At 69.5% G+C, this 12756-nt stretch carries 13 protein-coding genes; 3 read left to right on the forward strand and 10 right to left on the reverse strand.

Annotated features, from left to right (window positions below; all coding sequences use genetic code 11):
- Nucleotides 1-53: 53 nt before the first annotated feature.
- Entirely contained in the window at nt 54-917 is an 864-nt protein-coding gene (locus ACNQS7_RS20660) for an LLM class F420-dependent oxidoreductase (protein WP_418014024.1), read from the reverse strand.
- Nucleotides 918-944: 27 nt separating this feature from the next.
- On the opposite strand from ACNQS7_RS20660, the gene ACNQS7_RS20665 reads away from it, so the two are divergent.
- Both ACNQS7_RS20665 and ACNQS7_RS20670 read left to right on the forward strand, forming a co-directional pair.
- Nucleotides 945-1370, forward strand: a complete 426-nt coding sequence (locus ACNQS7_RS20665; RefSeq protein ID WP_418014025.1) for a hypothetical protein — start codon at nt 945-947, stop codon at nt 1368-1370.
- A complete protein-coding gene (locus ACNQS7_RS20670; protein ID WP_418014026.1) occupies nt 1370-2374 on the forward strand; it encodes a PHP domain-containing protein in 1005 nt (334 codons plus the stop codon). Before ACNQS7_RS20665 ends, ACNQS7_RS20670 begins: the two co-directional genes overlap by 1 nt.
- On the opposite strand, the gene dinB is transcribed toward ACNQS7_RS20670, so the two are convergent.
- Genes dinB through ACNQS7_RS20685 form a run of 3 tightly spaced genes read right to left on the reverse strand, consistent with a single transcriptional unit; the run spans nt 2363 to nt 7497 of the window.
- Nucleotides 2363-3562: a DNA polymerase IV gene (gene dinB, locus ACNQS7_RS20675; RefSeq protein WP_418014027.1), complete on the reverse strand. Its 1200-nt coding sequence runs from the start codon at nt 3560-3562 to the stop codon at nt 2363-2365. The two genes, ACNQS7_RS20670 and dinB, sit on opposite strands and share 12 nt — an antisense overlap.
- Before the next feature lie 25 nt (nt 3563-3587).
- On the reverse strand, nt 3588-4235 hold the full coding sequence (locus tag ACNQS7_RS20680) for a TetR/AcrR family transcriptional regulator (protein WP_418014028.1): 648 nt from the start codon (nt 4233-4235) through the stop codon (nt 3588-3590).
- Nucleotides 4236-4284: 49 nt separating this feature from the next.
- Nucleotides 4285-7497 carry a PE family protein gene (locus ACNQS7_RS20685; protein ID WP_418014029.1) on the reverse strand — a complete coding sequence of 1071 codons (3213 nt, stop codon included), beginning with the start codon at nt 7495-7497 and terminating at the stop codon, nt 4285-4287.
- 144 nt (nt 7498-7641) lie between these two features.
- Here ACNQS7_RS20685 and ACNQS7_RS20690 point away from each other — a divergent pair, with 144 nt between their 5' ends.
- Entirely contained in the window at nt 7642-9111 is a 1470-nt protein-coding gene (locus tag ACNQS7_RS20690) for a flavin-containing monooxygenase (RefSeq protein ID WP_418014030.1), read from the forward strand.
- 7 nt (nt 9112-9118) lie between these two features.
- Here ACNQS7_RS20690 and rraA read toward each other — a convergent pair whose 3' ends face one another.
- The 6 genes from rraA to ACNQS7_RS20720 form a co-directional block, all read right to left on the reverse strand.
- A complete protein-coding gene (gene rraA / locus ACNQS7_RS20695) occupies nt 9119-9604 on the reverse strand; it encodes a ribonuclease E activity regulator RraA (RefSeq protein ID WP_418014031.1) in 486 nt (161 codons plus the stop codon).
- A gap of 3 nt (nt 9605-9607) precedes the next feature.
- On the reverse strand, nt 9608-10072 hold the full coding sequence (locus tag ACNQS7_RS20700; protein WP_418014032.1) for a nucleoid-structuring protein H-NS: 465 nt from the start codon (nt 10070-10072) through the stop codon (nt 9608-9610).
- A gap of 79 nt (nt 10073-10151) precedes the next feature.
- Nucleotides 10152-10355 (reverse strand): hypothetical protein, encoded by a 204-nt coding sequence (locus ACNQS7_RS20705; RefSeq protein WP_156452351.1) that lies wholly within the window; start codon nt 10353-10355, stop codon nt 10152-10154.
- Nucleotides 10352-11005 carry a DUF6474 family protein gene (locus ACNQS7_RS20710; RefSeq protein ID WP_418014033.1) on the reverse strand — a complete coding sequence of 218 codons (654 nt, stop codon included), beginning with the start codon at nt 11003-11005 and terminating at the stop codon, nt 10352-10354. Before ACNQS7_RS20710 ends, ACNQS7_RS20705 begins: the two co-directional genes overlap by 4 nt.
- 125 nt (nt 11006-11130) lie before the next feature.
- A complete protein-coding gene (locus ACNQS7_RS20715; protein WP_418014034.1) occupies nt 11131-11529 on the reverse strand; it encodes a transcriptional regulator in 399 nt (132 codons plus the stop codon).
- 638 nt (nt 11530-12167) lie between these two features.
- On the reverse strand, nt 12168-12701 hold the full coding sequence (locus ACNQS7_RS20720) for a peptidase (RefSeq protein WP_418014035.1): 534 nt from the start codon (nt 12699-12701) through the stop codon (nt 12168-12170).
- Nucleotides 12702-12756 lie beyond the last annotated feature (55 nt).

Consider the following 12756-nt stretch of genomic DNA (forward strand, 5'->3'; position numbering starts at 1 on the left):
GGATTTCACAGGCGGCCTTGCCCCACCCTTTGATCCGCGAATCGACGATTCAGTTACCCAGCGTCGGCGGCGCCCCACAGACCCGAGTCCCGGATCGCCTCGGCCAGCGGCTCCAGGACGGCCGGGTCATGCGGCGGGGCGATGTAGACGATGCCGAGGTCCAAGCCCTCGGCGCCGAGGGCCGCCGCGTTCTCGATGACCTGCCCGTAATTGCGATCAGGCCCCAGGCCCAGGTGGGCCGACAAGGTGATTTCTTTCGGGTCCCGCCCGATGTCGGCGCAGCGCGCAGCCAGCACATCGCGCTTGCGCGCGAATTCCTCCGGTGTGCCACCGGCGAAATTCCAGTGCTGTGCGTAGCGCGCGGTCAGGGGCAGCGTCCGCTTCTCCCCGCTGCCGCCGATGGCGATCGGCGGGTGCGGCCGCTGGGGACCCTTCGGCTCGTTGCGGGCGTCTTTGAGCTGGTAGTACCTACCGTCGAAGGTGGTGGTCTCCTCGCTCAGGAGGCCGATCAGCACCTGGCAGGCTTCTTCGAACCGGTCGAAGCGTTCCTTGATGCTGCCGAGTTCGATGCCGTAGGCACCGGATTCCTCCTCGTTCCAACCGGCGCCGATCCCGAGTTCGAGTCGGCCGCCGGAGATCACGTCGAGCGTGGCCGCCATGTTGGCCAGCACCGCCGGGTGGCGGTAGTGGATGCCGGTGACCAGGGTGCCGAGCCGCAGCCGTTTGGTGGCTTGGGCCAGCGCGGTGAGCGTCGTCCACCCTTCCAGGCAGGGCCCGGTGGAGTCGGAGAAGATCGGGTAGAAGTGGTCGAAGGTCCAGCCGGATTCGAAGACGTCGATGTCGTCGGCGGCCTGCCAGACGGCCAACATATCGGGCCACGTGGTGTTCTGCGGTGAGGTCTTGAATGCAAAGCGCATGATCTCGACAGTAGACTCGGCCGAACGATGGCTCTCGGACTCGACACCAAACTCACGCTGCTCGCGACGGGGCTGATCTTTCTTCTGGCGCTGGCTCTCGGGGTCTGGAAGTACCGGCAGATCATGGTCGCCGAGGATCACCGCGCGCACGTCTACGTCGATATCGCCCATCGGGCCGCACTGTTGTATGCCTTCGCCACGCTGTTGTTCGCGCCGTTCGTCGAACTCAGTGCGTGGCCGGCGTGGGTGAACCTCACCGCGACCGGTGTGGCGGTGTTCTTCTTCGTCGGCGCGATCGTCGGTTACATCGTGCACGGCGCGCGCCGCGACACCGAGAACCAATTCGACCCGCCGGTGCGGGGAACAGGGTTCTTCATGGCCTTGCTCATCATCGGCGAGATGGGCGGTTTCGGCGTCGTATTCGCCGGGTTCATCGTCGGACAGTTGCTCTGATGGACCCGGTCTTCGCACTGCGCCAGATCGCCTACTACAAGGACCGCGACCGCCAGGAATCCCGGCGGGTGATGGCGTACCGCAAGGCCGCCGACATCCTCGAGGGTCTCGACGAAGCCGCGCTGGAGCGACACGGTCAGGCCAACAGTTGGCAGTCGATCCCGGGTATCGGCCCCAGGACCGCACTGGTCATCGCCCAGGCGTGGGCCGGCCGGGAACCCGACCAACTGGTCGAATTGCGTTCCAACGCAAAGGATCTCGGTGGGGCCGAGGTTCGCACGGCGCTGCGCGGGGACCTGCACCTGCATTCGAACTGGTCCGACGGGTCGGCGCCGATCGAGGAGATGATGGCCACCGCGGCCGCGCTCGGCCACGAGTACTGCGCGCTGACCGATCACTCACCACGGCTGACGATCGCCAATGGCCTGTCGCCGGATCGGCTGCGCAAGCAACTCGACGTGATCGACGAGCTGCGGGAGAAGTTCGCCCCGTTACGCATCCTCACCGGCATCGAGGTCGACATCCTCGAAGACGGCACCCTGGACCAGGAGCCCGAGCTGCTGGACCGCCTCGACATCGTGGTGGCCAGCGTGCATTCGAAGCTGGCCATGGAGCCGGCGGCGATGACCCGGCGGATGGTGCGGGCGGTTTCCGACGGCCACGCAGACGTGCTGGGGCACTGCACCGGGCGCCTGGTTGCGGGCAACCGCGGAATCCGCGCCGAATCGAAGTTCGACGCCGAAAAGGTGTTCACCGCCTGCCGCGACCATGGCACCGCGGTCGAGATCAACTCCCGTCCCGAGCGCCGCGACCCGCCGACCCGATTGCTCAACCTCGCGAAAGACATCGGCTGCGTCTTCAGCATCGACACCGACGCGCACGCGCCGGGCCAGCTGGACTTCCTCGGCTACGGCGCGCAGCGTGCGCTGGACGCGGAAGTTCCCGTCGACCGCATTATCAACACCTGGTCCGTCGAGAAGCTGCTGGACTGGTCAGTCCGGTAGGTGCGGCATCTCCAGCCCGGGGTCGCGTCCGACCAACACGGCACGCGTCAGCGCGGACTTGCCGTAGCGGCGGTGGACTTCATCGATCGCCTCGTCAACCGCGGGTGACTCACCGCCGAACGGCAGCGTCAACTGCTGGGCGCCGGTGCGGTCGATGCCCGACACCGCGAACCCGACCAACGTCAGGCCCCGCTCGGCGATGAGCGGCGCCGCCGACGCCACCAGCCGACGGGCCGTGGCGAGGATCGGCTGGGTCGAGGACGTCGCCCAGGGCATGGTCTGTGACCTGGTTGCCCGGCTGAAGTCCTCGAAGCGCAGTCGCAGCACGACGGTGCGTCCAGTGCGTCCCGCGGCGCGCATCCGGCCGGTGATCCGGTCGATCAGGTTCACCACCACCGCGTCGACCTCGGTGGCTGACATGGTGGTCCCTGCCCGGCCCAACGCCCGCTGGGCGCCCACCGAACGACGGCGCACCCCGGTGGTGACGCGCCGACGGTCGATGTTGCGGGACAGGGCATAGAGCTGACGGCCCATCGCCGGGCCGACCATGGACGCCAGCATCGATTCACCGAGCTCGGCGACCTGGGCGACCGTGGTGATGCCGTGCGCGTGCAGCTTGTCCGCGGTCACCGCACCCACACCCCACAGGCGGCGTACCGGCAGCGGATGCAGAAACTCCAGCTCTTTCTCCGGAGGCACCAGCAGCAGGCCGTCAGGCTTGGCTTCCTGGCTGGCGACCTTAGCCAGGAACTTGGTCCGGGCGATGCCGACGGTGATCGGCAGACCGACTCGGGCGCGGACGTCTTCCCGGAGTCGCGCGCCGATGTCGAGCGGCGTGCCCGACACCCGGCGCAAGCCAGCGACGTCGAGAAACGCCTCGTCCACCGACAGTGGCTCCACCTGAGGCGTGCAGTCGCGAAAAACCTCGAAGACGGCGTCGCTGGCTTTGGAGTAGGCGCTCATCCGCGGCGGCACCACCACCGCGTGCGGGCACAGCCGGCGCGCCTGCGCTCCACCCATCGCGGTGCGCACCCCGTAGGCCTTGGCCTCGTAGCTGGCGGCCAGCACGACGCCACCACCGACGATGACCGGGCGGCCCCGTAACCCGGGGTCGTCCCGCTGTTCGACGGAGGCATAGAACGAATCCAGGTCCGCGTGCAGAATGGACGCCTCACAGCGCACGAACATATGTTCGCACGCGGGTCTGACAGGGTCAGCGTTGTTCGCCGTAGATGGCGCTGACCCAGATGTGCACCAGGGTGTCCAGCACATTGGCCTCCGGAACCGACGGCTCCTCCGCAAGGAACGACGCCGACAGCGCGCGCTCGTTCATCAGGTTCAGCGCGGTTGCCAGATCGAGGGCGGGCAAGGTCTCGGGTGCGGCTCCCCGCTCGCGTTCGGCTTCGATGATCGATGCGGTGTGGGCGATCCACTTCTGCATGAAGGTGGACCACAACTGTCGTGCCTCAGCGTTGATCGCCCGGACGCCTTGACCGCCCCGGATAACTGCCCGGTGGGATCCAAATGTCTGCACGAACACGTTGATCCCGGTGCGCCACATGTCGTCGCGCCTGGTTTCCAGACGGTCGGCCAGGGCTTGCAGGGCCGAATCGGCCTGGTTGACCACGCGGTCCAGCAGAGTTAGCAGCACCGCTTCCTTGGACGGGAAGTAAAAGTAGAACGTGGGCCGGGAGATTCCGGCGCCCTTGGCCAGGTCGTCCACCGAGATGTCGGCCAGCGGGCGATCTTCGAGCAGTCTCTCGGCAGTGGCGAGGATCGCCAGCTCGCGCTCATCCCCGGATGGCCGTGCGGTGCGTCGTCCCCGTGGGAGCGAAGTCCTGTTCCCCGGGGACGTGGTCACGCAGGCAGCTTACACCGCGTTGAGACTCTCGACAGTATGTCGACGCATGTCACGGCAGGCCGTTGCGGCCGTTCTCGCCCAACACTGAGCCGCCCGTGCCGCCCGGACCGGGGGTTCCCGGGGCATTGCCGGTACCGGCGTTGCCCCCATTGCCGCCGTCGCCGACGACGACGGCGTCGCCCCCGTCTCCTCCGTTGCCGCCGGTGCCGGTCCCCGGGTCGGATGGGCCGCCGTTGCCGCCGTTGCCGCCGCTTCCGAATTGTCCGGCCTTGCCGCCGATGCCGCCGTCCCCGCCGCCGGCCAGGCCGTAGCCGCCGGCCCCGCCCGCGCCGCCGTCGCCGAAGGACATGCCGGCGCTCCCGCCGCTACCTCCGGCGCCCCCGGTGGCGACACCACTGGTGCCGCCAGCGCCGCCGGCTCCGCCCGCACCCGACAACGAGCCGCCGCTTCCGCCGTTGCCGCCGACGCCACCCGCGCCGAACAGCGACAGCCCGCCCGTTCCGCCACTTCCGCCGGTGCCGAACAATCCGCCGGACCCGCCGGCTCCGCCCGTACCGCCGACCGGCGGGCCCACGACGGAGGTCGCGCTGCCGGCGGAGCCACCGGCACCACCGGTCAGACCAAACAGTCCGGCGGCTCCGCCCGCGCCTCCCGCCCCGGCTCCTGAGACGCCGTTGCCTCCGGCTCCTCCAGATCCGCCGGCGCCGAGCCACTGGCCGGTTCCGCCCGCCCCGCCCGCGCCGCCTTGGGCACCACCGCCGCCGCTGCCACCGGATCCGCCTTCGTCAAACAGTGTGCCGGCGCCTCCGGTGCCGCCGTTACCACCGACGTCGACGCCGAATCCGCCGTCGCCGCCGGCGCCGGCAGGAGTGAACAAACCGCCAGCGCCGCCGGTACCGCCACGGCCCCCTTGGCTCGAACCGTAGGAACCGGTTCCGCCGTCACCGGCGGCACCGACCGCGCCGGCCGTGCCGCCCGCTCCACCACTCCCGCCCACTAAGCCGAGGCCGCCGTTGCCGCCTCTGCCGCCGTGGAAGCCGAGGCTCCCGGCCGCGCCGCCGCCTCCGCCGGCGCCGCCGACACCGGTCGCCATGTCGAGGGCGGTCCCGCCGGTCCCGCCGGCACCGCCGTCGCCCCAGAGGCCGCCGGCGCCGCCGGTTCCGCCGGTTCCGCTCGTCGCCGTGGGGCTGTTGCCGCCCGTACCGCCGGTACCGCCGGCGCCCCCGGTGCCGAGCAGCAAGCCTCCGCGACCGCCGGCCCCGCCCGCGCCCGCGGCTCCGGTGGTCGATTCACCCCCGGCCCCGCCGGCGCCGCCGGTGCCGAACAGACCGGCGGCTCCGCCCGCGCCGCCCGCCAGCCCGCTAGTACCGGAACCGCCGGCACCGCCGTTGCCGGACAGCCACCCGCCCGGGGTGCCATCGGTGCCGGACCCCGCGGCGCCGCTGACGCCGTTGCCGATCAGTGGTCGCCCGGTCAGCTGCTGGACCGGTCCGTTGACCGCGTCGAACACGCCCTGCAGCGGACCGCCGGAACCGGCTTTGCCGATCAGGCCGTTGGTGGCGCCGGTGCCGGGATTACCGGCGAGGCCGCCGGCACCGATCAGTCCGGCCGCGCCACCGTCACCACCGTCGCCGCCGACCGTGATGCCCTGGCCCCCGGCGCCGCCGCTGCCTGCATCGCCGAAGGACCCGGAGGCGCCGCCGTGACCGCCGCTACCGCCGCCTTGCCCGAAGCCGCCGATGCCGCCGGCGCCGCCCACACCGCCGAACAGGCCCCCGCTACCGCCGTTGCCGCCGGCACCGCCGGGGCCGACGGGATTGGCACCGCCCGCGCCGCCGGCTCCGCCCGCGCCGAAGACGATGCCGCCGTTGCCACCGTTGCCGCCGGCGCCCGATCGCGGATTGAGGGGGTTGGGGGCCTGCGAGGATCCGCCCGTGCCTCCGGAGCCGCCGGAGCCGAACCAGGTGCCGCTCCCGCCGTTCCCGCCGGCACCGCCGCTGCCGTTCGCCCCGGCAGCGCCGCCGTTGCCGCCGGCACCCCCGGTGATGCCGAAGAGCCCAGCGGCCCCGCCGTCGCCACCGGCGCCGCCGGCGTCGTTACCGAAGCCGCCGGTGCCGCCGCTGCCGCCCCAGGTCATCAGGCCGCCGTTGCCGCCGGCGCCCCCCGTGCCACCTGTCGCGGTGCCGCTGCCGCCTGCCCCGCCGACGCCGCCGGCGCTGAGTAGGCCGCCAGTCCCGCCGGCGCCGCCGGCACCGCCGAGGGTGCCCGTGCCGCCGTCACCACCACTGCCGCCCGCATGGAAGAGTCCGCCGGCGCCGCCCGCGCCTCCCGCGCCCCCGGTTCCACCCGCTCCGAGTCCGCCGACACCACCCTCGCCGGCCATCCCGAACATGCCGGCGGCCCCGCCGGTCCCACCGGTGCCTCCACTGGCGCCGTACCCTCCGTTGCCGCCGGTTCCGCCGTGGCCGCCCAACAACCCGGATGCCCCGCCGGCGCCGCCGGCACCGCCATTGACCGCAGCGGTGCGCGCGAATCCGCCGTTGCCGCCGCTGCCCCCGCTGCCGAACAACCCGCCCGCGCCGCCGGTACCGCCGGCACCTGCGGCCGACGCCGACGCACCTCCCGCAGTTCCACCGACTCCGCCGGCGCCGCCGGTGCCAAACAGCCATCCGCCGGCTCCACCGGCACCGCCTGCCCCACCGCCCCCGGTGCCGGTGGACTCACCGCCGGCCCCGCCGGCTCCGCCGTTGCCGAACAGTCCGGCCGCTCCGCCGGCGCCACCTGTCTGCCCGCTGACACCGGAGGCGCCGGACCCGCCCGCACCACCGTTCCCCCAGAGCCAACCGCCCGGTGCGCCGTTCGCGCCGCTGCCGGGAGCGCCGTTGACGCCGTTTCCCGTCAACGGTCGCCCGGTAAAGGTCTGGACCTGGTTATTAACCGCGGTCAGCAGCTGTTGTATGGGATTGCCGGCTGCCGCCACGTTCACCGCCTCCGCCGCCGAGTAGGCCGCCGCGCCACTGCTGAGGGTCTGCACGAACCGGCCGTGCAATGCCGATACATGATTGCTGAGCTCCTGGTAGCTCTGGCCGTGCGCGGAGAACAGCGCCGCGATAGCCGCCGAGACGTCGTCTTCGGCGGCTGCCGTGAGCTGCGTCGTGCCGCCGGCCGCGGCGAGATTGGCCTCCGCGAGGCTCGACCCCAGAAGCACCAGGCGTTCGGCGGATGACTGCAGCACCTCTGGCAGCGCAACAACGAATGACACGTGACCGACCCCCCTGGCATGACGCTGGGAACATAACCCTGCCCCTCTGCTCGGAAAAGCATATTCGCAGCTCTCTTGCGGTTTTCATGCAGTTGGTCGACATCTCGTTGACCGACTCGACACGGCGTTGATAGCGTGGCCGACATGACTGAGCACCTTGACGTCGTCATCGTGGGCGCCGGCATTTCGGGGGTCAGCGCGGCCTGGCATCTGCAGGACCGGTGCCCGACGAAGAGCTACGCGATCCTGGAAAAACGGGCGGACATGGGCGGCACCTGGGACTTGTTCCGCTACCCGGGCATCCGCTCCGACTCGGACATGTACACGCTTGGTTTCCGCTTCCGGCCCTGGACCGAACGCCAGGCCATCGCCGACGGCAAGCCGATCCTGGACTACGTCAAGAGCACCGCCGCGATGTACGGCATCGACAAGCACATCCGCTTCCAGCAGCGGGTGATCGCCGCTGACTGGTCCACCGCCGCCAACCGGTGGACCCTGCAGATCGACAGCAACGGCACACGAAGCGAACTCACCTGCTCGTTCCTGTTCCTGTGCAGCGGCTACTACAACTACGAAAAGGGCTACGCGCCCACATTCACCGGCGCCGAGGACTTCACCGGTCCGATCATCCACCCCCAGCACTGGCCCGAGGACCTCGACTACCAGGACAAGAACATCGTGGTGATCGGCAGTGGTGCGACTGCCGTGACTCTGGTTCCGGCACTTGCCAATTCGGGTGCCAAACACGTCACTATGCTGCAGCGATCGCCGACCTACATCGTGTCTCAGCCGGAGGCGGACGGCATCGCCGACAAGCTGAACCGCTACCTGCCCGAGAAGGCGGCCTACACCGCGATCCGGTGGAAGAACGTGGTGCGGCAGGCGGCCGTCTACGGTGCCTGCAAGAAGTGGCCCCGGCGGATGCGAAAGACCTTGATGGGCCTCGCCCAGCGCCAACTGCCCGAAGGTTACGACGTGCGAAAGCATTTCGGGCCGCACTACAGCCCGTGGGACCAGCGGTTGTGTCTGGTGCCCAACGGTGACCTGTTCCGCGCCATCCGGCATGGCAAGGCCGACGTGGTGACCGACACCATCGAGCGGTTCACCGCTACCGGACTGCGGCTCAACTCCGGCACCGAGTTGCAGGCCGACATCATCGTCACCGCAACGGGTTTGAACCTGCAACTATTCGGCGGCGCGACTACCAGCATCGACGGCGTGCCGCTGGATCTGACAAAGACGATGGCCTACAAGGGCATGATGCTCTCCGGCATCCCGAACATGGTCTACACCGTCGGCTACACCAACGCGTCGTGGACGCTCAAGGCGGACCTGGTTTCTGAATTCGCCTGCCGCCTCATCAATTACATGGACGACAAGGGTTATGACACCGTGGTCGTCGACGAGCCGGCCCCCGACGTCGAGGATCGTCCTTTCATGGAGTTCACTCCGGGTTACGTGCTGCGCTCGCTGGATGAGTTGCCGAAGCAGGGCTCGCGTACGCCATGGCGGCTGAACCAGAACTATCTGCGTGACATCCACCTGATCCGGCGGGGCAAGATCGCCGACGAAGGTCTGCGGTTTGCCAGAAAACCCGCACCGGTGACGGTCTGAGCGCGGTTCAATCTCCTGCAGCGACGACGACAATGCCGTCGTCGTCGCTGTAGGCCACCTGGCCTGACACGAAAGTTACTCCGCCCAAAGCGATTTCGATGTCACGGTCGCCGGCGCCGGTCTTGGTGCTCTTGCGGGGGTTGGTGCCCAGCGCCTTGATGCCCAGGTCAATGCCGCGCAGCGCGGCGGCGTCGCGTACCGCGCCGTTGACGATCAGGCCGGCCCAGCCGTTGGAGCGGGCCAGTTCGGCGATCAGATCGCCGACCAGTGCGGTGTGAAGTGAGCCGCCGCCGTCGATAACCAGGACGCCGCCGTCACCGGGCTCCGAAAGTATCGACTTCAGCAGCGCGTTGTCCTGGAAGCAGCGGACGGTGCTGATCGGCCCGGCGAACTCGGTACGGGCGCCGAACTGCCGGAATTGCACATCGCAGCTGCGGACGTCCGGTCCGATGTCGTCGACGAGGTCAGCCGTCGGGCGGAACGTCACCGTCATCGATCAGCGGCGGCGCAGTTGCCGGATCAACAGCATGGCCAGCAGGCTCAGTGTGATCGCGACCAACCACGGGCCGGGGGATTGCAGCGGCGACGACTCGGAGGGCTCCAGCGGCAGCGCATTCTCCGCCTTTTCCACGGTCGACTTCGCTTGTGCGGCGGCATCTTTGGCGGCGGCGAGTTGTCCGTTCGTTTCTGCGCGCTGCTGCAGGTCGGCCGGCGCCTCGGCGGGCTGCTCCACCAAGTTGGGGGCCGGCTGCGCCTCCTTGGCGGGGACCTTCTTGGCCGGTGCCTTCTTCGCGGGCGCTTTCTTGGCCGGCACTTTGGCCGGCCCACCTCCGGTGGCGGCCTTCTTCGCCGGTGCCTTCTTGGCCGGCGATTTACCGGCGGCGGCCTTCTTGGCGGGTGCCTTCTTGGCCGGCGGGCCGGATTGCGGCTCGCCTTCGGGTCGATCCTGCGGGTCTGCCATGCGGCCGCTCCTTTGCAGCTTGGTTCGTTGCTAGTAGGTCGCTCGAGGCTCGGGTCCCATCATGCCAGGACAGGCGGGGCTACGGCCTGCGCCGTACGGACCAGAACGCGACGACCGCGACCGCGGCGATGGCTCCCACCGCGAAGGGCCAGGCGGGTAGCTCGCCGTCCGGATCCCGGCCCGCACCGGCGTCCGCTGAGGCCGTGCCTGCTGTCAGGACGGCGATGATCGCCATTCCGGCCCACAGCGACGCCACCGGCAGCATCCGATTCACCATCGTCACAGGCCGAGGCGGGCCAGCAGGTCGCCTTCGATCCCGTCGAGTTGGGTCGAGATGGCGGCGTGCGCGGCCCGCCGCCGTTGAGTCGGCATGTTCTCCGCGGCGGTGATGGCGGCGGACAGGTCGGCGAGACGCTCACTGATAGCCGCGACGAACTGCTTGGTTTCCGGATCCTTCGGCTTCTTCTCCTGCACCGCCCGCAGCGACTGCTCGGCCCCGGCGACCCGGGCCGACAACCGCGCGCCGTGCCCGGAGAACTGGCCGATCTGAGCCAGCGGGATGCCGAGTTGATCGGCCCGGCGCTGGTCGAGCATCCCGCGGGCGGCGATGGCAGCCCGGTAGATCAGTGGCGCCAGCACCGGTGCCAGCAGGCGGGACACCGTCAGGGTCCGGCGGATCCGGGTCGGCGAAAGCAGCCGGCCTTCGCGGGCCGCTTTGAGCTCGGTCTCGGCAACCTTCAGCGCCACCCGGTCGCTGTCCTTCTGCGCCTTGAGCTGGGCGGCGAGCGCCTTGTCGGCCGCCTTCTGAGCAGACTTGATGCGGCGCCGCTCGTTCTTCGCCGACAGGCGGGCCTCCAGCTTCGCGCGGGCCTTGATCGCGCGGGCTTCGGCGCGACGGGTCGCACGGCTCTTTCGCTTGCGGAACAGGCCCATTCCCGGCCGCCCTCCCGGTATCTCGTGAACTGACGCGATGCGTGTGCGAGCGCTGGGCCAACCCTAATCCGAGCAGGCCGAGTGCAGGTCGCCAGGTCAGGTCTGGACCGACCGGCCAACCGGTCTCAGGCGTCGAGGCCTTCGGCGCGGCGCAACTCGTCGATCCGGTCCAGCGCCTTCTGCTGGGCTTCCGGGGATAGTCCGTGTGCCTTCGCGGCGATACGGCGCACGCCGTCGTCGCGCACGGTCGCGTAGAACTGCAACTCCTTGTCGAGCTTCTCGTAGTAATCGTCGTCGGTGAAGTACGAGGACTTGATCCGGAAGAAGTTGGCGAGGGCGGCCATGGTTGCTGACGACGGGTTCGTGCGGTTGCCGGAACGTAGCTGCGACAAATAGGGAGCCGACATCGTGACGCCCTCCGCCTTGAGCGCGGCGATCACCTCCGCCGAGGTGTGCGGGCCCCTACCCGGTGGATAAACCGTGTCAAACAGGCGGTTCAGGCGGGCAGCGAACGTCGTGCTCATCGATATGACCTCCACCGGGGCTATAAGAGCAAACGGTATCAATAGGTATTTGCTGATCATGGTAGCGACTGATCTTGTCCGCCACCAAGTGCAAACCTGATCGTAGCCGGTTCCTACATATGGGGCGACCGGGCTCGGCACCCCCGATGAGCATTCAAACGAATTGACCGAGTGTCCACGAATTGACCGGATTTCACAGGTTATCCGCAGAATACACGGTTCCGGGAGGTGCCGTGAGTCGCCGTCGGCGCCGCTGACGGCCGTTCTCGACGCCTTTCGCGAGCCGCGGACGGAGGGCTCTGGGCAACGAGTGGCCGGCGGAAAAGCGACCGCTGGTCACTTTGCTGCTCGGCGCGTGTGCCGCTGCGTCGACGCACCGTCGGCGCGGCGCGGCGGGGCGCTGAGTGGTTAGGCGGGGGCTGCCGAACCGCCCGCCGCCCGAGTCGCACGCCCGGCACGGTCGGGGTGCCGTGCGGTGTCCGGACGGCGCGTCCGGCGCCTGGGCGATTCCGGCCGCGCGGCTGGTGTGAGAGTTTGCGCCGCGACCACCGGCACCGTCACCGTGAACACGCAGAGGCCGCGCTCAGAAGTGGTCCCGCAGCAAGGTGGCGACCCCCGGATACCCGGCCGCGAAGGCCTCAGGCGGCGAGCAGCATCGCCAGAATCGCGGTATCCGGATGGCTGATCGGGTCCACGCCGACGCGGCTCACCATCGAGGTGATGGTGCCGTCGGCCTCGGCTTCCACCCACGCGGCCCGGTGTTCCAGTCCCAGGTACGGCAAGCCGGGCAGCAGCACGCAGCCCGAGGCGGCGCCGGTGCACTCCGGTAGGGACGGTGTCGTCTCCGAGGGCGGGTGCAGCATCAGCAGTGCGGGAGGCTGATGGTCGGCGAAATACCCTGGCTGAATGGCCGTTTCGCCGAACACTGTGCCCTCCGCGAGGACGAGCCCGACGGTCCCGGGCTCGGGCTCCTCCGGAAGTTCTTCACGGGCGCCGAACACCGTTGTGGTGGAAAGCAATCCGGGCAGTGACGCGACCCGGACGGCGACCATCAGCAGCTGCGCCCATTCCTTGGTGGAATCGGGCCAACGCCCAGAGATCACAAACCCTTTCAGGGCACCGCGAGCATGAAAGGGAGACACCCCTATAGGCCGGCCAGACCCAGCATCCATCTTGCCCTCCGTGACGCCTTCATCCGAAGTAACCACGCTGGTAGCTCGAACAAAT

It is taken from the genome of Mycobacterium sp. 23 (assembly GCF_048287075.1).
Classification (GTDB): Bacteria; Actinomycetota; Actinomycetes; order Mycobacteriales; family Mycobacteriaceae; genus Mycobacterium; species Mycobacterium gordonae_B.

What these genes read in the sequence shown, in the direction of transcription:
- ACNQS7_RS20660 (WP_418014024.1), bottom strand. Translation starts at nt 917, where the DNA reads ATGCGCTTTGCATTCAAGACCTCACCGCAGAACACCACGTGGCCCGAT.
- ACNQS7_RS20665 (WP_418014025.1), top strand. Translation starts at nt 945, where the DNA reads ATGGCTCTCGGACTCGACACCAAACTCACGCTGCTCGCGACGGGGCTG.
- ACNQS7_RS20670 (WP_418014026.1), top strand. Translation starts at nt 1,370, where the DNA reads ATGGACCCGGTCTTCGCACTGCGCCAGATCGCCTACTACAAGGACCGC.
- dinB (WP_418014027.1), bottom strand. Translation starts at nt 3,562, where the DNA reads ATGTTCGTGCGCTGTGAGGCGTCCATTCTGCACGCGGACCTGGATTCG.
- ACNQS7_RS20690 (WP_418014030.1), top strand. Translation starts at nt 7,642, where the DNA reads ATGACTGAGCACCTTGACGTCGTCATCGTGGGCGCCGGCATTTCGGGG.
- rraA (WP_418014031.1), bottom strand. Translation starts at nt 9,604, where the DNA reads ATGACGGTGACGTTCCGCCCGACGGCTGACCTCGTCGACGACATCGGA.
- ACNQS7_RS20700 (WP_418014032.1), bottom strand. Translation starts at nt 10,072, where the DNA reads ATGGCAGACCCGCAGGATCGACCCGAAGGCGAGCCGCAATCCGGCCCG.
- ACNQS7_RS20710 (WP_418014033.1), bottom strand. Translation starts at nt 11,005, where the DNA reads ATGGGCCTGTTCCGCAAGCGAAAGAGCCGTGCGACCCGTCGCGCCGAA.
- ACNQS7_RS20715 (WP_418014034.1), bottom strand. Translation starts at nt 11,529, where the DNA reads ATGAGCACGACGTTCGCTGCCCGCCTGAACCGCCTGTTTGACACGGTT.
- ACNQS7_RS20720 (WP_418014035.1), bottom strand. Translation starts at nt 12,701, where the DNA reads ATGGATGCTGGGTCTGGCCGGCCTATAGGGGTGTCTCCCTTTCATGCT.